Source organism: Burkholderia sp. LA-2-3-30-S1-D2 (assembly GCF_001523915.2).
Lineage (GTDB): Bacteria > Pseudomonadota > Gammaproteobacteria > Burkholderiales > Burkholderiaceae > Burkholderia > Burkholderia diffusa.
In genome coordinates this window covers 1,933,230-1,955,199 of sequence record NZ_CP013383.1, presented here as the reverse complement: position 1 = coordinate 1,955,199, position 21,970 = coordinate 1,933,230, and the positions used below count along the sequence as shown (strand labels likewise).

Sequence of the window (21,970 nt, the reverse complement as noted above, 5' to 3'; positions counted from 1 at the left end):
CGGCGCGAACGGCTGCAAGGCCGCTAGCGCCGGGCAATCGCAACGCCCCGACACCCCGGTGGGTTTATCCCGCCGGGGTGTTTTCATTTGTGCGCCGGATTCGCGCGACGCTCCAGCGACGGCGGCCGCGTGTCGAGCGCCGGCGCGTCTTCGTCGGGCGCGTGGCCGTGCTGCAGGAAGAACTGCCGGTACGCGCCCGGCGTCATTCCGCGCGCGGCGAGGAACTGGCGGTTGAAGTTCGCGGCATTCGGAATGCCGCAGCGCGCGGCCACTGTCGTGATCGGCCAGTCGGTGCCGACGAGATGACGGCATGCGTGCGCAAGCCTGAGCCGTTGAACGTAGCGGCCGACGCTTTCGCCGAGATGCCGGACAAACAGGCGCTGCAACGTGCGCTCGGACATGTGCGCGGCGGCGGCGAGCGCATCGATGCGCAGCGGTTCGTGGAAGCGCCGGTCGATCGCATCGAGCACGCGATCAAGGCGCTCGGCTTCGGGCGCGGCCGCGTCGGCGCGCGGTGTCGTGCCGTCGGGCCGGCCGTACGCATGCGCGGTGGCGAGCGGCTCGCCGCCTGCTTCCGCGAGATCGGCGAGCGTGTCGAGCGCGGCCGCGAGTCTTACGCGCGGAGCGGGATCGAGCAACTGCGGCAGCCGTGCGCGCATCGCGCGGGCCGTGTTGGTGTCGAAGCGCAGGCCCGGCGCCGCGCGCCGCAGCAGCGAGCGCAGCGGCGCGTATTCGGGGCAGCAGTCGGCGAGCCGCCGTGCCCAGTCGCCGTCGAACCAGACGACGAGCGCGACCTCGGGCGCATCGCGATCGATGCGCGCATTTGACGACCAGGTGTGCGGCAGGTTCGGCGGCACGAGCACCAGATCGTCGTCCGCGTAGCGCGCGACGTGATCGCCGATGAAGCGCTGGCCGCGGCTGTTGAGCGTCAGCGTCAGTTCGTATTCCGGGTGGCGATGCCATTCGAACGGGATGCGCGCGAGCTGGCGGTGATACACGCGGATCGAACAGCCGGTGGCGAACGTCACATGCTCGTATTGCGGCTTCATCGCGATCTCCGGTCGAGCGAGGCAACGCGCCGTGGCATGATCGTGATCGATCGTCACGACGGGAGCGATGCCATGTTTTCACATGTTTGCGTAGGCGTCAGCGATACCGCGCGCGCGTACGACTTCTACGCGCCGCTGTTCGCGGAACTCGGGCTGCGTCTGAAGTTCAGCGAGCCGGACGGTTGGTCGGGCTGGATGCCGGCCGATACCGACCGGCCGCTGTTCTTCTTCGGCCCGCCGCTCGACGGCCTCGCGCCCGAACCCGGCAACGGCCATACGATCGCGTTCGCCGCTCCGACGCGCGCGCAGGTCGACCGCTGTCATGCGCTCGCGCTGCAGCAGGGCGGCACCTGCGACGGGCCGCCGGGCCTGCGGCCGCACTATCACCCCGACTACTACGGCGCGTATTTCCGCGACCCGGACGGCAACAAGCTGTGCGTGGTCTGCCATCGTTCCGAGTAGCGAGTGATTGTCAGGATTGTATCGATAGTTGACCGGATAGTGTCGATGACGGCGACGCGTCGGCCGTACGCTGAATGCTCACCACGACACACGATTCAGCGAGGAGACGACGATGCACCTGACGATTGACGATCTGCCGACCGCGATCCGCACGGCAAAAAGGGCGCTGCGCGCCGATTTGCCCGGTTGCGCGGCCACGTTCCGCGAGCTGGAGGGTGACATCGCTCGGCAGGTCGACGCGATCCGCCGCGCGCACGCGCAAGGCCGCGACGTGATTCCGGTGCTGCGATTCGCGGATATCGCGAACGGCACCGCCGATCAGCAGGTGGTCGCCGCGATCCGTACGCATGGCGCGGCGGTGATCCGCGGTGTGTTCGACGCACAGCAGGCGCGCGACTGGAACGACGAGATCGGCGCCTATTTGGATGCGAACCGCTTCGCCGAGCGGCTGCATGCACGTGCCGAGGACCGTTATTTCGGCAACCTCGCGTCGGGCAAGCCGCAGATCTACGGCGTCTACTGGTCGAAGCCGCAGGTGGCCGCGCGCCAGTCGCCGGCCCTCACGCAGGCACGCGTGTTCCTGAACCGCCTGTGGCGTCATGCAGACGGCCCGCGCAGGCATTTCGATCCCGACCAGGTGCCGGCCTACGCGGACCGGATCCGCCGCCGGCCGCCGGGCTCGACGTCGCTCGGACTGTCGCCGCACGTCGACGGCGGTTCGGTCGAACGCTGGCTCGGCGCGAATTTCCGGCAGGTCTATCGCCACGTGCTGGCCGGCCGCTGGCGCGATTACGATCCGTTCGACGCCGCGTTCCGCCCCGACGTCGAGGAAATTCCGTCGCCGGCCGTGTGCTCGATGTTTCGCACGTTCCAGGGTTGGACCGCGCTGACGCCGCAAGGGCCCGGCGACGGCACGCTGCAGCTGATCCCGGTCTCGAACGCAATGGCGTACGTCGTGCTGCGTGCGCTGCAGGACGACGTCGCCGACGACGACCTGTGCGGGGCGCGTCCGGGGCGCGCGCTATCGATCTTGCCCGAATGGCATGCGCTGCTGCTCGACGCGCTGGTGCCGATCCCGCACATGGAGCCGGGCGATGCGGTGTTCTGGCACGGCGACGTCGTGCATGCCGTCGAGGATGCGCATCGCGGCAGCGGCGACAGCAACGTGATGTACATCGCGGCCGCGCCCGGTTGCGCGAAGAATGACGCGTACCTGCAGCGCCAGCGGCTCGCGTTCCTGCGCGGCGACAGCCCGCCCGATTTCCCGGCTGACCATTTCGAGGTCGATTTCGACGGACGAGGCGGCGAGGGCAATCTGACGGCGCTGGGGCGTGCGCAAATGGGGTTCGTGCCTGTCGCTGCATAACGGACGCAGCGGACGAGTCAGCCGCTCCGCTACCCGCGCACGGCGCGTTTGCGCCGCGCACGCCAGCCGTCTGCCGAATCCGCTGCGTCCCGCCTGCAATTCGACGCGATCGGCTGCGGGCACGCCCGAATTCGACGCGAATTGCGCAATTTGGCTTCCGATAATGGTCCGGACACAACGCAGCTGCCCCGTGCGCCGCACGGGGGCAGCGTGACCATGGAGGAGTCGATGCAATTCACGCAAGCGATCGTTCGCCGTCCCGCGCCGTCCTGCGGCGCGGGTCTCACCACCGCCGCGCTCGGCGCGCCCGACTACGACAAGACGCTCACGCAGTTCCACGCCTACTGCGACGCGCTGCGCGGCCTCGGCGTCGAACTGACCGAACTGCCGCCGCTGGACGCGTTCCCCGATTCGCACTTCGTCGAGGACGTCGCCGTCGTCACCCCCGAATTCGCGGTGATCACGCGCCCCGGAGCACCCGCGCGGCGCGGCGAGACGGCACACATCGAAGCAGCGCTCGGCGCGCATCGCGATCTGCTGCCGATGCAGGCGGGCCGCCTCGACGGCGGCGACGTGATGCAGGTCGGCAAGCGCTTCTACATCGGCCTGACGGGCCGCACCGATGCCGAGGGCATCGCCGCGTTCGAGTCGCTGGTGTCGCGCTACGGCTATGCCGTTGTCGCGGTGCCGGTCGGCGCCGGCCTGCATCTGAAATCGGTGGTCAACGCGCTCGGCGACGACACGCTGCTCGTGACCGAGGCGCTGGTCGAGCATCCGGCGTTCGCGGACTATCGCCGGATCGCCGTCTCGGCCGTCGATGAATACGCGGGCAACACGTTGCGCGTGAACGGCACGCTGATCACGCCGGCCGGCTATCCGCGCGTGCACGACGCGATCGGCTCGCTCGGACTGCCGCTGCATGTGATCGACACGAGCGAGTTCCGCAAGATGGACGGCGGCCTGACCTGCCTGTCGCTGCGCTTCTAGCCGATTGGCGCGCGGCCGCTTCAGCCGGATAATGTGGCCCCCGCGCGGAACTGGAGGAGATGCTCCGCGCACCAGCCACGACCCGACCGGAGCGAACGCCGATGACCGACAAGAAGATGCAGCTCGACAAGATCGACCTCCGGATCCTCGACATCCTGCGCACCGACGGACGGATCTCGTACCGGAAGCTGTCGGAGCTCGTGAACCTCACGCCGCGCCCATGCCAGGCCCGCGTGGAGCGGCTCGAGGCGCTCGGCGTGATCGAAGGCTATCGCGCGGTGATCAAGGCGCCGCGTGCGGCCAAGCCGATCGTCGTGATCGCGCAGATCGTGCTGGCCGACCACGGGCGTTCGCAGGCGCCGTTCGAGGACGAGATGCGGAACAACCCGGCGGTGCTCGACTGCTGGCTCGTCAGCGGCACGTTCGATTTTCTGGTGCGGCTCGCATGCGAGGATCTCGACGAATACCGGCGGATCGCGAACATGTGGCTGGAGAGTCCGCGGTTCCGGATCGAGAAGATCGTGACGACGGCCGAGTTGCAGGCGATCAAGCGCAGCGTCGTCTGACTCGGCCGTGCGGCCCGGCGTGCAGGACTGGTTTTCGACGCGAATAACCGGGCTGATCGATTGGTATTCCGAATCAATCGGAGCGGCCCGAATCCAATCAAGGTGAACACTATGGATGCTTTGCAAGCGGCAGTGGAGACGGCCGCGCCGTCCGGGACGGCGCTGAAGCGCCGGCTGCAGAGCCGCCACATCGCGATGATCGCGATCGGCGGCTCGATCGGCACGGGGCTGTTCGTCGCGTCGGGCGCGTCGGTCGCGCAGGCGGGGCCGGGCGGCGCGATCGCCGCGTATGTCGCGATCGGGCTGATGGTCTACTTCGTCGTCACCGGGCTCGGCGAGATGGCGGCGCTGATGCCGGTGTCGGGCTCGTTCGCGATCTACGGCGAGAAGTACGTCGACGAAGGCTTCGGCGTCGCGCTCGGCTGGACCTACTGGTACAGCTGGGCAGTGACGATCGCGATCGAACTCGTCGCCGGGCAGATCGTGATGCGCTACTGGTTTCCAGCCGTGCCGGGCGTGTGGTGGGGCGCCGGGTTCCTGGTGCTGATTTTCCTGCTGAACACGCTGTCCGTGCGCGGCTTCGGGGAATCCGAATACTGGTTCTCGCTGATCAAGGTCGTCACCGTGATCGCGTTCATCGCGGCGGGGTTGCTGATCGCGGCGGGCCTGCTCGGCAACGGGCATCCGGTCGGCTGGCGCAACTTCAGGACCGGTGATGCGCCGTTCGTCGGCGGCGTGCACGCGATGATGAGCGTCGCGCTGATCGCGGGCTTCTCGTTTCTCGGCACCGAGCTGGTCGGGATCACGGCCGGCGAATCGGAAAACCCGCGCAAGACGATCCCGCGCGCGGTGAAGCAGATCTTCTGGCGGATCATGCTGTTCTACGTGCTCGCGATCTTCGTGATCGGCCTGCTGGTGCCGTACACCGACCCGAACCTGCTGAAGAGCGACGTGACCGATATCGGCGTGAGCCCGTTCACGCTCGTGTTCAGCCATGCGGGCTTTCCGCTCGCCGCGGGCGCGATGAACCTCGTGATCCTGACGGCCGTGCTGTCGGCAGGCAACTCCGGCACGTATGCGGCCACGCGGATGCTGTACAACCTCGCGGCGGAAGGCCGTGCGCCCGCGATGTTCGCGACGCTGTCGCCGGGCGGCGTGCCGCGCAACGCGCTTTACGCGACGATGGCGGTGGGCGGGCTGTGCTTCCTCACGTCGCTGACCAACAACCAGCGCATCTATCTGTGGCTGCTCAATACGGTCGGCATCACCGGCTTCATCGCGTGGCTCGGCATCGCGGTCTGCCACTACCGGTTCCGCAAGGGCTTTCTGAAGCAGGGCTACCGGCTCGATCAACTGCCGTATCGCGCGAAGTGGTTCCCGTTCGGGCCGCTGTTCGCGATCGCGATCTGCATCGTGATCTCGCTCGGGCAGGATTACCAGGCGTTCTTCGCCGCCCGCATCGACTGGATGGAAGTGTTGTCGATCTATGTTTGGATCCCGCTGTTCGTCGCGATCTGGTGGGCGTATCGCCGCGCGCGCAAGAGCCGGCTCGTGCGGTACGAGGAGATGGAGATCGGGCCGTGGCTGACGCGCCCGGTCGGTGACGCGGAGGAAACGCGCGAGCGGTAGGCGCGCGGCGCATCGTGTGCGTGCGGCCGCGGGCCGGGATACCATCGCGTTCGCGCAGCGTGTCGGAGAGGGCCTCCGGCACGTTGCGCGTTTCCCGATCGATTCCGCGTCCAGCACACAACATGACAACACAGCCGACCCGCGTTTCTTCCCCTTCATTCGTTTCCGCCGCGTGCGTGCACGAGCTTGCCGATGCCGTGCGCACGGCCGAGCGCCGCGCTGTCGACCTCGCCGACGACGCGCTCGCGCGTCTCGCGGCGATCGCGCCGCTCAATGCGATGGTGCACGTCAATGGCGAACTCGCGCGCCGCACGGCCGAGCACGTCGACGCGCGCGTCGCCGAAGGCGCCGCGCTGCCGCTTGCCGGCGTGCCTTTCGTGATCAAGGACAACCTCGATACCGCCGGGATGCCGACGCTCGGCGCGAGCCCGGCGGTGCGAGGCTACCGGGCGGCCGCGGACGCGCTGACCGTGCGGCGCCTGCTTGACGCCGGCGCGGTGCCGCTCGGCAAGGCGAACATGCATGAGCTCGCGTTCGGCATCACGAGCGGCAACCGGCACTTCGGCGCAGTCGGCAATCCGCATGATCCGCGGCATATCGCCGGCGGGTCGAGCGGCGGCACGGCGGCGGCCGTCGCGGCCGGTATTCCGTTCGGTCTCGGTACCGACACGGGCGGCTCGGTGCGGATTCCGGCCGCATTCTGCGGTGTCTACGGATTGCGGCCGTCCGCGCAGCGCTATTCGGCGCACGGCGTGCTGTCGCTGTCGCCCACGCGCGACACGGTGGGGCCGATCGGTCATGGCATCGACGATCTGCTGCTGCTCGACGCGGTGCTGACGCGCGACGACAGCACGGCGACCGCACCCGAATGGCCGCAGTTGCGCATCGGTGTGCCGGGTGCACCGTACTTCGACGAGCTCGATCCGGGCGTCGCTACTTGCATCGAGCGTGCGCTCGCGTCGTTCGCGGCGGCCGGCGCGACGCTCGTGCCGTTGCCGGCGATGCCGCTGCACGACGCCAGCGAAGCATGCGGCTTTCCGCTCGTGGGATACGAGGCAAACCGATACTGGCGCCGTTTCGCGACGGAACGGCTCGGCATCCCGTTCGACATGTTCGTCGAGCGGATCGCGAGCGACGACGTGCGCGCGATCTTCCGTTCGTTCGTGTCCGCGCCGGTCGATGCGCAGACCTATGCGGACGCGATCGCGTGCCGTCAGCGTCTCGTGCGCTGGTACGACGACGCGTTCGGTACGCCGGTCGACTGCATCGCGATGCCCACGGTGCCGGGCGAGCCGCCGTCGCTCGACGACACGGCCGCGATGACCGCTGCGCAGGATGCGGCGCTATTCGCGCGCGTCGTACGCCAGACTTCACCGGCGACGCTCGCCGGCGTGCCGTCCGTCTCGATCCCGGCCGGACGCTCCGCGCAAACGGCGCTGCCGGTCGGGCTGATGCTGGAAGGGCCATGGGGCGGTGATCGCCGTCTGCTCGCGATCGCCCGGCGGATCGACGCGCTGCTGCGGGACGATGCGGCGCGCGCGTGAGTCGCCGCGCTCCTGCCGCGTTCACGCCGCGTTCAGGCGAGATATGCCTTCATGAAGTCGACCCATGCACGTACTTTCTGCGGCACGTGCGGGGTCGACGGGTACAGCGCATAGACCGCCTGCGGCGGAAACCGGTAGCCGGGGAGCGCATCGACCAGCGCGCCGCTCGCGAGATCGTCGCGCACGAGCCATTCGGGCAGCAGTGCGACACCGCTGCCCTGCCGCGCGAGCACGCGCAGGACCGACGCGTTGTCGACCACGACGCGCGGCTTGGCGCCGGGCCGGAACGCGTGCGGGTTGCCGTCGCGATCGGCGAGCGGCCACGTGGCGATGCGCTCGAGCCGCGTATGGCCGAGCTGCGGCAGCCGGGCGAGCGTGTCCGGCGACTCGATGTGCGACAGGCCGGCCGCGGCGAGCAGTGACGGCGCGATAACGGGTCGCACTTCGTACGTCGCGAGGCACGCGCCGCGGTACGGCAGATCCTGGAACTGTTCGAGGCGACCGAGCCGGATCGCCACGTCGACGCGCTCGCGCACCAGGTCGACCTGCGATGCATGCGTTTCGAGCCGCACGCGCAGCGCGGGATGCCGCTGCATGAACGAGTGCAGTGCGGGGGCGACGACCATCGTCCCGTACTCGACGGTCGACGTCACCCGCAGCACGCCGTGCATCCCGCCATGCTCGCTGCGCGCATCCTCGATCGCGCTTTCGGCTTCCTCCAGCACGCGCAGGCAGCGCGCATGGAAGCGCTCGCCCGCGTCGGTCAGCTCGACGCGCCGCGTGGTGCGCGTGAGCAGGGTGACGCCGAGCTCGGCTTCCAGTTGCTTGATGTTGAAGCTCACCGCGGCCCGGGCCTGGTTCAGCTGGGCAGCGGCGGCCGTAAACGACCCTGCTTCCACGACGGCGCGGAAGACGGCGAAACGATCGAGACTCACCATGGCGTGTCGGATACGAGACGGAAAACCGACATGGTGCCCTGATTGTCAAAATTTTTCGACCAGTCTTGCCGTCCGGCCGGGCTTATCGACGTGCGCGGCGAACCTTACACTGCGGCGTTTCGTTCGTTTTCCGCCGCCATGACCGATCGCTCGAAAATCGCCGCCGTCTACCTGCTCGGGTTCGCGATCGATCTCGCCAACATGTTCGTCATCAACGCCGCCTATCCGACGATCCAGCGCGAGCTGCACGCGTCGATCGCGCAACTGGCGTGGATCGGCAACACATACGTGCTCGGGCTGACGGTCGTGATCCCGCTCGGCACGTGGCTCGCGCGACGCTTTGGCGAGCGCCGGCTGCTGATCGCGTCGCTGCTGCTGTTCGCGCTCGGCAGCCTCGGCGTCGGCCTGTCGGCGTCGATCGGCGCACTGCTGGCATGGCGGCTGATCCAGGGGCTCGGCGGCGGATTGCTGATCCCGGTCGGGCAGACGATGGCCTATCGTGCGTATCCGCCCGATGCGCGGGCGCACCTGACGTCGATCGTGATGATGGTCGCGCTGCTCGTGCCGGCGCTGTCGCCGGCGCTGGGCGGCGTGGTCGTGGATCGCGTGTCGTGGCGGGCGATCTTCTTCGGCATGCTGCCGCTCGCCGCGGTCACGAGCATGCTCGCGTTCGCGTGGCTGCCGGCCGACGAACCGGATGGCAGCCCGCCGGCGCTCGACGTGCGCGGCCTCGGGCTGAGCGTCGTGGCGCTCGTTGCGCTGCTGCTCGGCCTGACGTTCGCGGGACAGCCGGGCGCGGGTCGCGACGCGTTCGTTGCGCTCGCGATCGCGCTCGTCGCCGGCGGTGCGTATGCCGCGCACGCGCGCCGGGCTGCTGCGCCGCTGCTCGACCTGCGCCTGGTTGCGCAGCCGCTGCTGCGGATCGGGCTGATCGTCTACCTGTGCGTGCCGGGCGTGTTCACCGGCGTGAACCTCGTCTCCGCCCTGTATCTGCAGAACGCGCTCGGGCTCAGCGCGACGCACACGGGTGCGCTGATGGTGCCGTGGGCAATCGCGTCGTTCGTCGCGATCGCGACGACGCGCCGCTGTTTCCCGAAGTGGGGGCCGAAGCCGCTGTTCGTGTGCGGGATCGCGATCGACGCGCTTGGGATCGTGTTGCTCACGACCCCGCTTGCCGGTTTCGAGGCCGGGCGCGTACTCGCGTTCGTCGCGATGGGGCTTGGCGCCAGCATGTGCACGAGCACGTCGCAAAGCGCGGCGTTTCTGGATGTCCCCGCCGCGCGAATGGGCGACGCGAGCGCGCTCTGGAACATCAACCGGCAACTGAGCTTCTGCCTCGGCGTCGCGGTGCTGGGCAGCGCGTTGAACTTCCTGCTGTCGCTGCACGGGGACGACGGGCCGCTGCCGTACCGGCAATGTTTCGGCCTGGCCACCCTGGCGACGCTGCTGCCGCTGCCGTTCGTCGCGCGCCTCGCCGCGCACCGTGCGCCCGCCGGGCGTGCGGCTTCTCAACGTTCGTGAGTTTCGAGATGAATTCGTCAAACCCGTTTTTCCAGGAAGTGGTCGACGCACACGTCGACATCGAGCAATGGTTGTCCGGCAGCGCGGCGCGCGACGGGCTCGCGCCGCTGCTCGCGCGGTTTTCGCGGGACTTCTCGATGATCTCGCTGCACGGCCATGCGCTCGACTACGCGGATATCGACATCCTGTTCTCGCGCGGCTTCGGCGCGCGACCCGGCCTGCGGATCGCGATCGACGAACTGCACGAAGTGAGCGCGTGGCAGGATGGCGCGACGATCGCCTATCGCGAGACGCAGACCGACGCGGCAGGGCGGCGAACCGTGCGCCGTTCGACCGTCGTGTTCGCGCGCGACACGGATGGCCGCATCGGCTGGCTGCGCCTGCATGAGACGCCGGTGACGGGCTGACCGTTACCCGTATCGCCTGCCGCCCGTTGCGCGGCGGCAGGCACACGCTCCCCCGAGCGGCATACCAACCAGAACCTGAGAGATGACAATAAAAGCAATCGACATTGCGCGTCGCGAGGACGCGCGGCCGCATCGCGTCCGCAGTCGGGGCCGCGCATGACGGCACCATCGTTCACCGATGCGGTGGCTTCGCTCGTGCGCGATACCGAGGTGCACAAGGACCTTTATCTGTCGCCGCGCATCTTCGAGCTGGAGATGCGCCATCTGTTCTGGAACACCTGGGTCTATGTCGGCCACGTCAGCCAGATTCCGGCCACGGGCGACTACGTGACGACGACGATCGGCGCCGAGCCGGTCGTGATGGTGCGCCACGTCGACGGTTCGGCGCGGGTGCTGCACAACCGCTGCTCGCACAAGGGCACGCAGCTCGTAACGGATGCCTGCGGCAACACGGGCACATTCTTCCGCTGCCCGTACCACGCATGGTCGTACCGGACCGACGGCAGTCTCTACGCGATTCCGCTGCGGCGCGGCTACGAAAACACGGGCTTCGAATCGTGCGAGGCGAGCAAGGGCATGCAGGCGGTCGGCGCGAGCCATGAGCATCGCGGTTTCGTGTTCTGCCGCCTCAGTCAGTCCGGTGTCGATTTCGATGCGTACTTCGGCAACGCGCTGTCGTCGCTCGACAACCTCGTCGATCGTTCGCCGCACACTTGCGTCCGCTCGACGACGATTACGCGCGCAATGTCACGAGCCACGACTGGTTGTCGGACCGCTATGCGCTCGGGGCATTCAAGTTGAACTATCCGGGCGAGGACATTCACTCGCAGGCGCTGTTTTATCAGTTCCAGACGGCCGCCGATCCGTCGTCGGACCGAGGCATCTACCTGGCCGGCTGCTGCTGCTCGTTCACGGGCGGTTGGATCGAGGGCGCGGTGCAGACCGCGATCAACGCGGCGAGCGCGGTGATCCGCAGTCTCGGCGGGACGCTCGCCGACGGCAATCCGCTCGACGCGATGCGTAGCCGCTATCGCTACGGCGACTGACGTGGCGTCCGGCGCTACCGGTCCAGCTCCGGATAGTGCCGGAAGATCCCCATGTCGTTGAACGGGATGCGGCGTGCCGACGCCAGATAGCGCGCGACGGGCGGATGCCGTGCAACGCGGTCGTGCAGGCCGACGAGCCCCGCGACCTTGCGCTCCGCGCGCTGCATCGCCTTCGGGAACGCGTAGCGCAGCCCTTCGATCAGCTGGAAGATCGACAGGTCCGCATAACTGAGCGCGCCGCCGGCGATATAGCCGCCTTTGTACGGATTCTGCTCGAGCACGCGATCGAAGTAGCCGAGGAACTTCGGCAGGCGGTGCGCGAGGAAATCGGCCGCGCGCTCGGCGGCCTCGGCTTTCTGGTCCTCGTAGTACAGGCCGCTGCCGATCGGGTGATGCGTGTCGTGGATCTCGGTGACGAAATCGGCGACGGTCAGCTGGAGTTGATGCACCCACAGCCGTCCGGCTTCGTCGTCGGGCGCGAGCCCGAGCCGCGCGCCGAGAAACAGCAGGATGTTCGCGGTCTGTCCGACGAGCACATCGCCGGCCTTCAGGAACGGCGGCGCGAACGGCACGCATTCGGTCTTCGTGCTGTCCATCAGCCGCATCATTGCCGATACGCCCATGCCGCGCCCCGATTCGCGCGCCACGTCGACATAGTCGGCCTCGGCCGCCTCGAGCGCGAGCCGCACGTATTCGCCGCGGCCCTGGATCTCTGGCCAGTAATAAAGTTCGTATCGCATGCCGTGCTCCTGTCCGGTCGATGCGCCGGGCGATGCGCGCATCGTGATGGCGGGGAGGGCGGCCGCACCGCCCGTTGCGAATAGACAGTCTAGGAGATCGTGCGGGAAGCGCGGCGCTTGCCGCGCGTCACGCACCGCGCTCGTCGCGTTCGCCGCCTTCGGGGCCGTAGAAGAACACCCAGGTCGAGAAATCGTCGGAGAAACCGACGAAACGGTGCGACGCGAAGGCGGGGACGAACAACACGTCGCCCGTCGCGACGCTGCATTCGCGCCCGTCGACGACGAAGCGGGAGGTGCCGGCGGCGATCACGTAGACCTCGTCGCGCGTATGCGGCGTCTGCAGGTCCTCGCCGCGCGGACGGTACAGCTCGACGTCGAGCGTGCCGTGGCGAAACAGCGTCGTGAACAGCGTGCCTTCGTCGTCCAGGCGGGCAAGCGATGGGTTGATGCCGAGCTTCATCGTCGTGGGCTCCGGGTCCGGACCGTTGGGACGTGCGAATGCACGTCGTCCCATCGTATGCCGGAACCCGCCTCGAGGCGAACATCGCCAGTGCGGGGCGTCGCGGCGTCCGATGCCGCAGTTTGGCTGGTAATGCCGATACAGGTATTGGCACTACCAGCCAAACCACTGTTTTTAATGGGTTTTTTCGCGTCTGGCCTGCGCCGTGGCGCGTTCTGCGTGGCATAATCGACCGCATCCGCAAGGCTTGTAGTCACAACGACCCCGCATACCCATGGCACAGACTCTCTACGACAAACTGTGGAATACCCACGTCGTCCACACCGAGGACGACGGCACGGCATTGCTCTACATCGACCGTCAGCTGCTGCACGAAGTCACGAGCCCGCAGGCGTTCGAAGGGCTGAACGTCGCGCACCGCCCGGTGTGGCGCATCAGCGCGAACCTGGCCGTGTCGGACCACAACGTCCCGACCACGGATCGCAGCCACGGCATTGCCGATCCGGTCTCGAAGCTGCAGGTCGACACGCTCGACGCGAACTGCGACGCCTTCGGCATCACGCAGTTCAAGATGAACGACGTACGCCAGGGCATCGTGCACATCATCGGGCCGGAGCAGGGCGCGACGCTGCCGGGCATGACGATCGTCTGCGGCGATTCGCACACGTCGACGCACGGCGCATTCGGCGCGCTCGCGCACGGTATCGGCACGTCGGAAGTCGAGCACGTGCTCGCGACGCAAACCTTGCTGCAGAAAAAGAGCAAGAACATGCTCGTGAAGGTCGAGGGTGCCCTGCCGCGCGGGTGTACCGCGAAGGACATCGTGCTCGCGATCATCGGCAAGATCGGCACGGCCGGCGGCACGGGCTACGCGATCGAATTCGGCGGCTCGACGATCCGTGCGCTCACGATGGAAGGCCGGATGACCGTCTGCAACATGGCGATCGAAGCCGGCGCGCGCGCGGGCATGGTCGCCGTCGACGACACGACGATCGACTACCTGAAGGGCCGTCCGTTCGTGCCGACCGGCGCGGAATGGGATCAGGCCGTCGAGTACTGGCGCGAATTCAAGTCCGATGAAGGCGCGCAGTTCGACCGCGTCGTCGAGCTGAACGCGGCCGAGATCGTCCCGCAGGTCACGTGGGGCACGTCGCCGGAAATGGTCACGTCGATCGACGGTCGCGTGCCCGATCCCGAGCGCGAGAAGGATCCGGTCAAGCGCGACGCGATGGAACGCGCGCTGGCTTACATGGCGCTCGAGCCGAACACGCCCATCGAGTCGATCAAGGTCGACAAGATCTTCATCGGTTCGTGCACGAACGCGCGCATCGAGGACATCCGCGCGGCCGCGTACGTCGTGAAGAAGCTGAATCGCCGCATCGCATCGAACGTGCGCCTCGCGATGGTCGTGCCGGGCTCGGGCCTCGTGAAGGCGCAGGCCGAGCGCGAAGGCCTCGACAAGGTGTTCACGGATGCGGGCTTCGAATGGCGCGAGCCGGGCTGCTCGATGTGCCTCGCGATGAACGCCGACCGGCTCGATCCGGGCGAGCGCTGCGCATCGACGTCGAACCGCAATTTCGAAGGCCGGCAGGGCGCGGGCGGCCGCACGCACCTGGTGAGCCCCGCGATGGCGGCGGCGGCGGCGATCGAAGGCCATTTCGTCGACATTCGCAAGCTGGGGTAACGCGTGACGGCATCGAAGCTCATCGCGCGGCTGGTTGCCGCGCTGGCACTCGCGGGGCTGGGCTTCGGCCTTGCGGGCTGCAATACCGTCCGAGGCTTCGGCCAGGACGTCAATGCCGCCGGCAACGCGCTGCAGCGCGCCGCGGAGTGACATCCGCCGAGAATTTGTCGATGTGCGCCGGCTGAATGCCGGCCCCTCAACCGGATAGACGGATCATGGAAAAATTCAATGTGCATACCGGCGTCGTGGCGCCGCTCGATCGCGAGAACGTCGACACCGACGCGATCATCCCGAAGCAGTTCCTGAAGTCGATCAAGCGCACGGGCTTCGGTCCGAACGCGTTCGACGAATGGCGTTACCTCGATCACGGCGAGCCGGGCCAGGACAACTCGAAGCGCCCGCTGAACCCGGATTTCGTGCTGAACCAGCCGCGCTACCAGGGCGCATCGGTGCTGCTCGCACGCAAGAACTTCGGCTGCGGCAGCTCGCGCGAGCACGCGCCGTGGGCGCTGCAGCAGTACGGCTTCCGCGCGATCATCGCGCCGAGCTTCGCCGATATTTTCTTCAACAACTGCTACAAGAACGGGCTGCTGCCGATCGTGCTGACCGAGCAGCAGGTCGATCACCTGTTCAACGAGACGTACGCGTTCAACGGCTATCAGCTGACGATCGACCTCGACGCGCAGGTCGTACGCACGGGCGACGGCCGCGAGTATGCGTTCGACATCACCGCGTTCCGCAAGTACTGCCTGGTGAACGGTTTCGACGACATCGGCCTGACGCTGCGTCACGCGGACAAGATCCGCCAGTTCGAAGCCGAGCGGCTCGCGAAGCAGCCGTGGCTCAACAACAAGCTGGTCGGCTGAGATTGCCTCCGGGCGGGCGCGCGCATGAGGCGCGCTCGCCGACCTGCCATTCATACCTACCCAGTCAGGAATAACGCATGAAGATTGCAGTGCTGCCCGGCGACGGCATCGGTCCGGAAATCGTCAACGAAGCGGTCAAGGTGCTGAACGCCCTCGACGAGAAGTTCGAACTCGAACAGGCGCCGGTCGGCGGCGCGGGCTACGAGGCGAGCGGCCATCCGCTGCCGGACGCGACGCTGAAACTCGCGAAGGAAGCCGACGCGATCCTGTTCGGCGCGGTCGGCGACTGGAAGTACGACTCGCTCGAGCGCGCGTTGCGCCCCGAGCAGGCGATCCTCGGTCTGCGCAAGCATCTCGAGCTGTTCGCGAACTTCCGTCCGGCGATCTGCTATCCGCAACTCGTCGACGCGTCGCCGCTGAAGCCCGAGCTGGTCGCGGGCCTCGACATCCTGATCGTGCGCGAACTCAACGGCGACATCTACTTCGGCCAGCCGCGCGGCGTGCGCGCTGCTCCCGACGGCCCGTTCGCCGGCGAGCGCGAAGGCTTCGACACGATGCGCTATTCGGAACCGGAAGTGCGCCGCATTGCGCACGTCGCGTTCCAGGCCGCGCGAAAGCGCGCGAAGAAGCTGCTGTCGGTCGACAAGTCGAACGTGCTCGAAACGTCGCAGTTCTGGCGCGACATCATGATCGACGTGTCGAAGGAATACGCTGACGTCGAGCTGTCGCACATGTACGTCGACAACGCGGCGATGCAGCTCGCGAAGGCGCCGAAGCAGTTCGACGTGATCGTGACCGGCAACATGTTCGGCGACATCCTGTCGGATGAAGCGTCGATGCTGACGGGCTCGATCGGCATGCTGCCGTCGGCGTCGCTCGACAAGAACAACAAGGGCCTGTACGAGCCGTCGCACGGTTCGGCGCCGGACATCGCGGGCAAGGGCATCGCGAACCCGCTGGCGACAATCCTGTCGGCCGCGATGCTGCTGCGCTACTCGCTGAATCGCGCGGAGCAGGCCGATCGCATCGAGCGCGCGGTGAAAACGGTGCTCGAACAAGGCTATCGCACGGGCGACATCGCGACGCCGGGTTGCAAGCAGGTCGGCACGGCGGCGATGGGCGACGCGGTGGTCGCTGCGCTGTAACGCGCACGGCAATGCAGTAGTGCAGTGAATTGTGGAAAGGGCGCGAACGGGCCGCGAAATCGGCCGGTTCGCGCGTGGTTGGCCGTTGTGCGGCCAACCGGCTTTGTGTAGACTCGAACGATGGCGCTGATTTCCCTGATCTCCCCGGTCCTGAAACTCCACGGCAACACTGCCCGTGCGGGTACGCGCGCCATCGTCATCACGAAAACCATTACCACGAAAACGATCATTAAACGCTGATCGTCCGTCGTGCCCGCCTGTTTCCCCGCGCGGTCACGCCGGGGGCGGAAATGGCGGGGAAGCTCCATTCAAAGGGTTAGTCATGAACGTAGGTCTCGTAGGTTGGCGCGGCATGGTCGGCAGCGTGCTGATGCAGCGCATGCAGGAAGAAGGTGATTTCGACCTGATCGAGCCGGTGTTTTTCAGCACCAGCAATACGGGCGGCAAGGCGCCGTCGTTCGCGAAAAACGAGACTACGCTCAAGGACGCGACCAACGTCGACGAGCTGAAGAAGTGCGACGTGATCATCACGTGCCAGGGCGGCGACTACACGAACGACGTGTTCCCGAAGCTGCGCGCGGCCGGCTGGAACGGCTACTGGATCGACGCTGCGTCGTCGCTGCGGATGCAGGACGACGCGGTCATCATCCTCGATCCGGTCAACCTCGACGTGATCAAGGACGCGCTCGTCAAGGGCACGAAGAACTTCGTCGGCGGCAATTGCACGGTCAGCCTGATGCTGATGGCGCTCGGCGGCCTGTTCCGCGAGAACCTCGTCGACTGGATGACGGCGATGACCTACCAGGCCGCATCGGGCGCGGGCGCGCAGAACATGCGTGAACTGCTGTCGCAGATGGGCGCGCTGCACGGTTCGGTGCAGGAACAGCTCGCCGATCCGGCTTCCGCGATTCTCGACATCGACCGCCGCGTGCTCGCGACGATGAACAGCGATGCAATGCCGACGAGCCAGTTCGGCGTGCCGCTCGCGGGTTCGCTGATTCCGTGGATCGACAAGGATCTCGGCAACGGGATGTCGAAGGAAGAGTGGAAGGGCGGCGCGGAAACCAACAAGATCCTCGGCAAGCCGGCCATGGGCGAGCCGGGTTCGATCCCGGTCGACGGGCTGTGCGTGCGGATCGGCGCGATGCGCTGCCACTCGCAGGCGCTGACGATCAAGCTGAAGAAGGACGTCCCGCTGGACGAAATCAACGGCATCCTCGCGTCGGCGAACGACTGGGTGAAGGTCGTGCCGAACGAGCGCGAAGCGTCGATGCGCGACCTGTCGCCGGCGAAGATCACCGGCACGCTGACGGTGCCGGTCGGTCGCCTGCGCAAGCTCGCGATGGGCGGCGAATACCTGTCGGCGTTCACGGTCGGCGACCAACTGCTGTGGGGCGCGGCCGAGCCGCTGCGCCGCATGCTGCGCATCCTGCTCGACAAGTAAGAATCGGGCTGCGCCGCGCGCGCCCCGTCGGCGCGAGACGCGAAACGCCTGCCAGCCCTTCGCGGGGCGGCAGGCGTTTTTTTATTGGTTGGCGCCGCGGCATACGCGCGAAAACCCCGAGACGCTTGTGAGCGGGACGGGACGCGATCTATACCGACATGAATTCATGTCGGGGGCGATGCGGTTGCCACAATTTTCATTGATTGATGATCCATTTTTGATAAAACTGCCGTGCGCGATTGATGGTGAGGATCGGCGTGGCCGTCGCGCGATTCGCGCGCCGGCGGTGCGGTGCGGGTAGCAGTCGCGCCGATGCGCCGGCATGGACGGCCGCATCCGCCGGCGACGAATTCGGCCGGAACCCGATCGCGTGAAGTAAACTATGCGGTTACGACGCGCGGAGTCGCCAAAAGCGTCGCGTTCAGCGCGACGCTTTTGCATTTCTGCGGCGATTTTATTGACGCTTCCCTACGCGAATCCGAGCCGCGCCCGCGCGCGGCGATTGAGTCTACGATGTCCCGAATTTCCTTGTTTCCGCGTCAGTCCCGTCTGTCGCGCGCCGTGCGTGGCGCGCTGGCGATCCTGGCGCTCGGCGCGGCCGCGTCGGCCTGGGCGACCGGCGCCGTCGAACTGCCGGCTTCCGCCGCAGGCGGTCCCGCGCCGCTTACCGTGACGGTCCAGCCGGGCCAGTCGTTGAACGATCTCGCGAAGGCGGCCACGCAGTCGCACGATCCGGGCGTGCTCGCGCGCGCCGGACGCGCATTGTTCGACGCCAACCCGCAGGCATTCATGAAGCGCGATCCGAGCCGCCTGAAAGTCGGCGCGACGCTGACGGTGCCGGCGCTCGACGCGACGGGCGCGGCGCTCGCGGCGCTCGCGGCGGCCGGTGCTTCCGGTGCGTCGGCAGTATCCGCGGTGGCCGCCGCGTCGGGTACGGTCGCGGCTGCGCAGCATGGTGCGTCCGCGCCGCATCCGGGGTCGGCCGTGCAAACGGCGCCGGCCGCACCGGCTGCGCACGCGGCACCGGTCAGCGGTGCAAGCGTCGCGGCGGCGGTCGTGGCAGGGGCGTCGGCTTCGACCGGCGCGTCCGCAGCATCCGCCGCGCATGGCGCGTCGACGGTCGAACCGGTTCAGCCGGCCGCGCCTGCGGCCGGTGCGAGCGGGCCGCACGTGTGGAGCGGCGCGATTCAGTCCGCGACCCCGTCGTCCGCGAGCGATGCCGCCATCCCGCCCGCGCAGGGCGGCCCGGCTCAAGGCATGCACGAACCATCCGCGGCGGCACCCGTCGCGGGCGCATCGCAGCCGCGGCCGTCGAGCCTGCAGCAACTGCTCGCGCTGAAGAACCGCGTGCTGATGGAGCTGCAGAAACACGGCATTGGCAAGCCGGCCGCGACGAACAACGTTGCACTCGCGCCAGCGCCTGCTGCCCCGCGTCCCGCTGCGAATGACGGCGCATCTGCTGCCGCGTCGTCGCCCGCCGCGAGCGAGGCGGCGTCCGGCGTGGCCGCCAGTGCGGCGCAGCCGGCATCGGCACCCTTGCAGCCGGCCGTGCCCGTGGTGGCGACGCCGTCCGCGCGTGGTTCCGAACAGATCGACTGGCGCCCGGCTGCGGCGGCCGGCGCGGTTGTTGTCGTTCTCGCGGCCGGGTTTGCGTGGCGCAAGCGCCGGAAAGCGCGGCGCGCCGATGCGTTCACTCCGGAATCCGGCGGGGCGGCTGCTTCGGACACCAGCGCCTCGTCGTCCGTCGAACCCGTGTCGCCGATTCTTCCCGAGACGCCGGTCGCACGCGACGCAGCCGCCGATGTGAATCTCGTTTCGGCCGCTGCGGTAGCGGCAGAGGTGGCCGAAACGCGCGATCTCGACGGACCGTCGTCGTCGGAAGCGGCAACGACGCAAGACGATCAACAGGAAGCGCCGGCCGCGCCTGCCGCGCTGGCGGGCGCCGCAGAGGCGGCACCGCACGACGCGCAGCCCATCGCGGAGACACCCCCGGGTGAGCCGATCGAAGCACCTGCCGCGCCGGCGACGCACGACGCGCAGCACGCGGCGCTGATGCAGAACGCGATCAGCGCGCTGAACAGCCTCGACATGCCGCTGCCGCCGCGTACGGCGGAAGAGCCGGCCGCCCCGGAAGATCAAGCCGAAAGCGATCGAATCGCAACTAACGGTCAACCCGCATCGCACCCGCCCGTTGGTGCGAACGATCCGGCACCGGAACACCCGGCCGACCAGGACGACGAGTTCGACTGGGATCCGGATGCGGCAACGCCCGCGCCGCACGCGGGTGGCGCATCCGCGCCGTCGTCGCTGCCGCCGCTCGGCGGCGCGCAGTTCGGTGCGTTGAAACTGGATTTCGATCTCGACCTGCCGTCCGCGCCGGGCGCCGTGCTGCCCGCACTGACACCGGAAGAGCTTGCGCGGATCGCGCGCAACAAGCTGGATCTCGCATCCGAGTACGTCGAGCTGGGCGACCTGTCCGGCGCGCGCACGCTGCTGCAGGAAGTCGTCGATGCGAACGACGCCGCGACGCGCGACGATGCGCGCGCGCTGCTCGCGAAACTGGCGGACGAGGCGTGATGCGGATCGCGCTGGGGATTCAGTACGACGGCGCCGCGTTCTGTGGCTGGCAGGCGCAGCCGCACGGCAAGACCGTGCAGGACGCGCTCGAGCGCGCGCTCGGCGAATTCGCGTGCGTGCCGTTGCATACGACGGTCGCGGGACGGACCGATACGGGCGTGCACGGGCTCGGGCAGGTCGCGCATTTCGACACGGACCTCGACCGCGCGGATTTCTCGTGGGTGCGCGGTACCAACGCGTTCCTGCCGCCGACCGTTTCCGTGCAGTGGGCGAAGCCGATGCCGGACACGTTCCATGCGCGTTTCTCGGCGTTCGAACGCACCTACTACTACGCGCTGTACGTACATCCCGTGCGCTCGCCGATGCTGGCTGGCCGGGCGGGCTGGATCCACACGCCGCTCGACGACGACGCCATGCGCGCCGCCGCCGCGCACCTGATCGGCGAGCATGACTTCTCGTCGTTCCGGTCGTCGGAATGCCAGTCGAAAACGCCGGTCAAACACCTGTACCAGATCGACGTGCGGCGTGCGGGCCACTTCATTCATTTCCGCTTCCGCGCGAACGCGTTCCTTCACCACATGGTGCGCAACCTGATGGGCTGCCTCGTCGCGGTCGGCCGCGGCCGCTACCCGGCGGACTGGCTCGCCGACGTGCTGGCCGGGCGCGACCGCAATCTCGCCGCGCCCACGTTCATGGCCGACGGGCTGTACCTCGCTCATGTCGGCTACCCGGCGGAATTCGCCGTCCCGCCCGCGCAGCTCGGCAGCGTGCCGTGGAGCAGCGTCTGGGCCGACCTGGACCCACAACCATGACGAATCACGCCGTGTCTTCTTCGACTCCCGCCGCGAGTGGCCTCGCACCGCGTACGCGCATCAAGCTGTGCGGCCTGTCGCGGCCCGAGGACGTGCTGCACGCCGCCGCGCTCGGCGCCGACGCGATCGGCCTCGTGTTCTATCCGAAGAGCTCGCGCGCGGTGTCGATCGCGCAGGCAGCCGAGCTTGCACGCCTCGCGCCGCCGTTCGTGTCGGTGGTCGGACTGTTCGTGAACGCGACCGAAGCCGAGATCGACGCGGTCGTGCGCGACGTGCCGCTCACGATGCTGCAATTCCACGGCGACGAGACGCCCGCGCAGTGCGATGCCCTCGGCCGCGCGGCGCGCCTGCCGTGGTTGCGCGCGGTGCGCGTCGGCCCCTCGACGCAGCCGGCCGATTTGGTAGAATCGACTCTTCATTATTCGAAAGCGCGCGGCCTCCTGTTCGACACCCTGGTGCCGGACTACGGCGGTAGCGGCAAGGTCTTCGATTGGTCACTTATTCCCGCAGAGCTCGCGCATCGGGCCGTTTTGAGTGGTGGCTTGAACGCGCAAAACGTCGGTGATGCGATCCGCCAGTTGCGTCCGTTTGCTGTCGATGTCTCGAGCGGCATCGAAGTGGACGGCGCGAAGGGCGTGAAGGATCACGCCCGGATGGCGGCGTTCGTACGCGCGGTGCGCGAAGCGGACGCCAGGTGATGCAAGCCGGTGCGGCCCCGACAGCGGGG

22 protein-coding genes and 1 pseudogene are annotated in these 21,970 nt (G+C 67.9%); 19 read left to right on the top strand and 4 right to left on the bottom strand.

Annotated elements, in window-relative coordinates:
• Positions 1-83: 83 nt before the first annotated feature.
• The gene (locus tag WS66_RS08970; RefSeq protein ID WP_059599558.1) at positions 84-1,049 is read right to left on the bottom strand and encodes a helix-turn-helix domain-containing protein; all 966 of its coding nucleotides are present in this window, start codon (positions 1,047-1,049) and stop codon (positions 84-86) included.
• A gap of 72 nt (positions 1,050-1,121) precedes the next feature.
• Between WS66_RS08970 and WS66_RS08965 the strand changes: the two genes are divergently transcribed.
• The 6 genes from WS66_RS08965 to iaaH all read left to right on the top strand — a co-directional run bounded on the left by WS66_RS08965 (position 1,122) and on the right by iaaH (position 7,603).
• A complete protein-coding gene (locus WS66_RS08965) occupies positions 1,122-1,511 on the top strand; it encodes a VOC family protein (protein WP_059599567.1) in 390 nt (129 codons plus the stop codon).
• Between the two features lie 112 nt (positions 1,512-1,623).
• Complete coding sequence (locus WS66_RS08960; protein ID WP_059599557.1) at positions 1,624-2,877, top strand: DUF1479 domain-containing protein; 1,254 nt, start codon at positions 1,624-1,626, stop codon at positions 2,875-2,877.
• Between the two features lie 228 nt (positions 2,878-3,105).
• The gene (locus WS66_RS08955; protein ID WP_059599566.1) at positions 3,106-3,864 is read left to right on the top strand and encodes a dimethylarginine dimethylaminohydrolase family protein; all 759 of its coding nucleotides are present in this window, start codon (positions 3,106-3,108) and stop codon (positions 3,862-3,864) included.
• A gap of 101 nt (positions 3,865-3,965) precedes the next feature.
• A complete protein-coding gene (locus tag WS66_RS08950) occupies positions 3,966-4,430 on the top strand; it encodes an Lrp/AsnC family transcriptional regulator (RefSeq protein WP_059599556.1) in 465 nt (154 codons plus the stop codon).
• A gap of 111 nt (positions 4,431-4,541) precedes the next feature.
• The gene (locus WS66_RS08945) at positions 4,542-6,059 is read left to right on the top strand and encodes an amino acid permease (RefSeq protein WP_059599555.1); all 1,518 of its coding nucleotides are present in this window, start codon (positions 4,542-4,544) and stop codon (positions 6,057-6,059) included.
• 122 nt (positions 6,060-6,181) lie between these two features.
• Positions 6,182-7,603, top strand: coding sequence for an indoleacetamide hydrolase (gene iaaH / locus WS66_RS08940; RefSeq protein WP_059599554.1), 1,422 nt, complete (start codon positions 6,182-6,184; stop codon positions 7,601-7,603).
• Between the two features lie 32 nt (positions 7,604-7,635).
• Here iaaH and WS66_RS08935 read toward each other — a convergent pair whose 3' ends face one another.
• Positions 7,636-8,541 (bottom strand): LysR family transcriptional regulator, encoded by a 906-nt coding sequence (locus tag WS66_RS08935; RefSeq protein WP_059599553.1) that lies wholly within the window; start codon positions 8,539-8,541, stop codon positions 7,636-7,638.
• 138 nt (positions 8,542-8,679) lie between these two features.
• Here WS66_RS08935 and WS66_RS08930 point away from each other — a divergent pair, with 138 nt between their 5' ends.
• From WS66_RS08930 to WS66_RS08915, 4 genes and pseudogenes are all read left to right on the top strand, one after another.
• Complete coding sequence (locus WS66_RS08930) at positions 8,680-10,062, top strand: MFS transporter (RefSeq protein ID WP_059599552.1); 1,383 nt, start codon at positions 8,680-8,682, stop codon at positions 10,060-10,062.
• Between the two features lie 8 nt (positions 10,063-10,070).
• Entirely contained in the window at positions 10,071-10,469 is a 399-nt protein-coding gene (locus tag WS66_RS08925; protein ID WP_059599551.1) for a hypothetical protein, read from the top strand.
• A gap of 156 nt (positions 10,470-10,625) precedes the next feature.
• Positions 10,626-11,177: pseudogene (locus tag WS66_RS08920) on the top strand (Rieske 2Fe-2S domain-containing protein); the annotation flags it as partial.
• 56 nt (positions 11,178-11,233) lie between these two features.
• Positions 11,234-11,515: an FAD-dependent oxidoreductase gene (locus tag WS66_RS08915; protein WP_269467500.1), complete on the top strand. Its 282-nt coding sequence runs from the start codon at positions 11,234-11,236 to the stop codon at positions 11,513-11,515.
• A 14-nt stretch (positions 11,516-11,529) separates the two neighbouring features.
• Here the strand turns inward: WS66_RS08915 and WS66_RS08910 are convergent, their stop codons facing one another.
• Both WS66_RS08910 and WS66_RS08905 read right to left on the bottom strand, forming a co-directional pair.
• A complete protein-coding gene (locus WS66_RS08910; RefSeq protein ID WP_059599565.1) occupies positions 11,530-12,255 on the bottom strand; it encodes a glutathione S-transferase in 726 nt (241 codons plus the stop codon).
• A 127-nt stretch (positions 12,256-12,382) separates the two neighbouring features.
• Positions 12,383-12,715, bottom strand: coding sequence for a cupin domain-containing protein (locus WS66_RS08905; protein WP_059599549.1), 333 nt, complete (start codon positions 12,713-12,715; stop codon positions 12,383-12,385).
• 274 nt (positions 12,716-12,989) lie between these two features.
• On the opposite strand from WS66_RS08905, the gene leuC reads away from it, so the two are divergent.
• From leuC to WS66_RS08860, 9 genes are all read left to right on the top strand, one after another.
• A complete protein-coding gene (leuC, locus tag WS66_RS08900; RefSeq protein ID WP_057923944.1) occupies positions 12,990-14,399 on the top strand; it encodes a 3-isopropylmalate dehydratase large subunit in 1,410 nt (469 codons plus the stop codon).
• Positions 14,400-14,402: 3 nt separating this feature from the next.
• A complete protein-coding gene (locus tag WS66_RS08895) occupies positions 14,403-14,549 on the top strand; it encodes an entericidin A/B family lipoprotein (RefSeq protein WP_059450800.1) in 147 nt (48 codons plus the stop codon).
• 65 nt (positions 14,550-14,614) lie between these two features.
• On the top strand, positions 14,615-15,265 hold the full coding sequence (leuD, locus tag WS66_RS08890) for a 3-isopropylmalate dehydratase small subunit (protein WP_059599548.1): 651 nt from the start codon (positions 14,615-14,617) through the stop codon (positions 15,263-15,265).
• Between the two features lie 77 nt (positions 15,266-15,342).
• Positions 15,343-16,410: a 3-isopropylmalate dehydrogenase gene (gene leuB, locus WS66_RS08885; protein WP_059524744.1), complete on the top strand. Its 1,068-nt coding sequence runs from the start codon at positions 15,343-15,345 to the stop codon at positions 16,408-16,410.
• A gap of 120 nt (positions 16,411-16,530) precedes the next feature.
• Entirely contained in the window at positions 16,531-16,650 is a 120-nt protein-coding gene (locus WS66_RS34350) for a hypothetical protein (protein ID WP_039319027.1), read from the top strand.
• A gap of 82 nt (positions 16,651-16,732) precedes the next feature.
• Positions 16,733-17,854, top strand: a complete 1,122-nt coding sequence (gene asd, locus WS66_RS08875; protein WP_059466419.1) for an aspartate-semialdehyde dehydrogenase — start codon at positions 16,733-16,735, stop codon at positions 17,852-17,854.
• Between the two features lie 513 nt (positions 17,855-18,367).
• Positions 18,368-20,431, top strand: coding sequence for a FimV/HubP family polar landmark protein (locus WS66_RS08870; protein ID WP_059599547.1), 2,064 nt, complete (start codon positions 18,368-18,370; stop codon positions 20,429-20,431).
• Complete coding sequence (truA, locus tag WS66_RS08865) at positions 20,431-21,243, top strand: tRNA pseudouridine(38-40) synthase TruA (RefSeq protein WP_059599546.1); 813 nt, start codon at positions 20,431-20,433, stop codon at positions 21,241-21,243. Before WS66_RS08870 ends, truA begins: the two co-directional genes overlap by 1 nt.
• The gene (locus tag WS66_RS08860; protein WP_059599545.1) at positions 21,240-21,941 is read left to right on the top strand and encodes a phosphoribosylanthranilate isomerase; all 702 of its coding nucleotides are present in this window, start codon (positions 21,240-21,242) and stop codon (positions 21,939-21,941) included. Before truA ends, WS66_RS08860 begins: the two co-directional genes overlap by 4 nt.
• The last annotated feature ends 29 nt before the right edge of the window (positions 21,942-21,970 follow it).

Coding starts and splice junctions, on each gene's coding strand:
- WS66_RS08870 (WP_059599547.1), top strand. CDS start 18,368: ATGTCCCGAATTTCCTTGTTTCCGCGTCAGTCCCGTCTGTCGCGCGCC.
- WS66_RS08970 (WP_059599558.1), bottom strand. CDS start 1,049: ATGAAGCCGCAATACGAGCATGTGACGTTCGCCACCGGCTGTTCGATC.
- WS66_RS08965 (WP_059599567.1), top strand. CDS start 1,122: ATGTTTTCACATGTTTGCGTAGGCGTCAGCGATACCGCGCGCGCGTAC.
- WS66_RS08950 (WP_059599556.1), top strand. CDS start 3,966: ATGACCGACAAGAAGATGCAGCTCGACAAGATCGACCTCCGGATCCTC.
- iaaH (WP_059599554.1), top strand. CDS start 6,182: ATGACAACACAGCCGACCCGCGTTTCTTCCCCTTCATTCGTTTCCGCC.
- leuD (WP_059599548.1), top strand. CDS start 14,615: ATGGAAAAATTCAATGTGCATACCGGCGTCGTGGCGCCGCTCGATCGC.
- leuC (WP_057923944.1), top strand. CDS start 12,990: ATGGCACAGACTCTCTACGACAAACTGTGGAATACCCACGTCGTCCAC.
- leuB (WP_059524744.1), top strand. CDS start 15,343: ATGAAGATTGCAGTGCTGCCCGGCGACGGCATCGGTCCGGAAATCGTC.
- WS66_RS08945 (WP_059599555.1), top strand. CDS start 4,542: ATGGATGCTTTGCAAGCGGCAGTGGAGACGGCCGCGCCGTCCGGGACG.
- truA (WP_059599546.1), top strand. CDS start 20,431: ATGCGGATCGCGCTGGGGATTCAGTACGACGGCGCCGCGTTCTGTGGC.
- WS66_RS34350 (WP_039319027.1), top strand. CDS start 16,531: ATGGCGCTGATTTCCCTGATCTCCCCGGTCCTGAAACTCCACGGCAAC.
- WS66_RS08955 (WP_059599566.1), top strand. CDS start 3,106: ATGCAATTCACGCAAGCGATCGTTCGCCGTCCCGCGCCGTCCTGCGGC.
- WS66_RS08935 (WP_059599553.1), bottom strand. CDS start 8,541: ATGGTGAGTCTCGATCGTTTCGCCGTCTTCCGCGCCGTCGTGGAAGCA.
- WS66_RS08905 (WP_059599549.1), bottom strand. CDS start 12,715: ATGAAGCTCGGCATCAACCCATCGCTTGCCCGCCTGGACGACGAAGGC.
- WS66_RS08960 (WP_059599557.1), top strand. CDS start 1,624: ATGCACCTGACGATTGACGATCTGCCGACCGCGATCCGCACGGCAAAA.
- WS66_RS08925 (WP_059599551.1), top strand. CDS start 10,071: ATGAATTCGTCAAACCCGTTTTTCCAGGAAGTGGTCGACGCACACGTC.
- WS66_RS08860 (WP_059599545.1), top strand. CDS start 21,240: ATGACGAATCACGCCGTGTCTTCTTCGACTCCCGCCGCGAGTGGCCTC.
- asd (WP_059466419.1), top strand. CDS start 16,733: ATGAACGTAGGTCTCGTAGGTTGGCGCGGCATGGTCGGCAGCGTGCTG.
- WS66_RS08910 (WP_059599565.1), bottom strand. CDS start 12,255: ATGCGATACGAACTTTATTACTGGCCAGAGATCCAGGGCCGCGGCGAA.
- WS66_RS08930 (WP_059599552.1), top strand. CDS start 8,680: ATGACCGATCGCTCGAAAATCGCCGCCGTCTACCTGCTCGGGTTCGCG.